At 73.0% G+C, this 1,088-nt stretch carries 1 protein-coding gene; it reads right to left on the bottom strand.

Annotated features, from left to right (window positions below; all coding sequences use genetic code 11):
• The coding region (gene lgt, locus HMPREF9719_RS01045; protein ID WP_082245168.1) for a prolipoprotein diacylglyceryl transferase at positions 1–952 on the bottom strand (952 nt) is incomplete at its 3' end.
• Positions 953–1,088 lie beyond the last annotated feature (136 nt).

A 1,088-nucleotide genomic window follows, 5' to 3' on the forward strand; every position in this document is an offset into this window, starting at 1 on the left:
CGGGCGCCGCCGGCTCGCCGGTCTTCGGGTCGCGGCCCGCGGCGAGCACCGCGGCGAGCGCCTGCTCGGAGAGCTCCCCGGTGGGGTTCTTCTTCGACGCGGCGACCTGCGGCGGGGTCTCCCGCCCGGAGCGCAGCAGGAAGAACACGACGACCGCGCCGACGACGAGCAGCAAGGCGACGAGCCCGTTGAGCCGGAGGGGCCCGAGCGTGTACGCCTCGTCGGTGCGCATGTGCTCGATGACGAACCGGCCCGAGCCGTAGAGCGCGACGTAGAGCGCGAACAGCCGCCCGTGCCCGACGCGCAGCCTGCGGTCGATGAGCACGAGCGCGGCCGCGACGCCGATGTTCCAGATCATCTCGTAGAGGAACGTCGGGTGCACCGAGGCGATGACCTCCCCGGTGGAGCGGCCGGTCATCGGCGCGAAGTTCCCGGCCTCGTCGACGCGGTAGTAGATGTCCAGCGCCCAGGGCACGTCCGTGGGGCGGCCGTAGAGCTCCTGGTTGAACCAGTTGCCCAGACGGCCGATCGCCTGGGCGAGCACGAGGCCCGGCGCGAGCGAATCGGCCAGGGGGCCGAGCCTGATGCCGCGGATCTTGAACATGGCGAACACGCCCAGGCCCCCGAGCGCGACCGCGCCCATGATCGCCAGGCCGCCGGAGGTGATGTCGAAGGGCTCCCACCACTCGTGCCCGGGGCCGAAGTAGTCCTCGTAGTGCGTGATCACGTGATAGGCGCGCCCGCCGATGATGCCGCAGGGCACCGCGACGATGACGGTGTCCCAGATGACCTCGGGGTCGCCGCCGCGCGCCGCGTAGCGCTTCGCGGTGAGCCACGCGGCGACGACGATCCCGACGATGATGCACAGCGCGTAGGCGCGGATCGGGACCGGGCCGAGGTACCACACCCCCTGCGGGGGCGAGGGGATATTCGCGAGATGTGAAACGTCCACGCCCCTAGTGTGCCCCATCGTCCCCGCGTCGGCGGGCTGGGGCGCGCCGCGCTCGGGGCGGGGAATGCTCTAGGAGTGCGCGCCCGGGCGGCGGCGCCCGGCGCAGGCCGGGTGGTGGCCGGCGGCGCTCAGCGCG

The organism is Corynebacterium otitidis ATCC 51513 (genome assembly GCF_000296405.1).
Classification (GTDB): Bacteria; Actinomycetota; Actinomycetes; order Mycobacteriales; family Mycobacteriaceae; genus Corynebacterium; species Corynebacterium otitidis.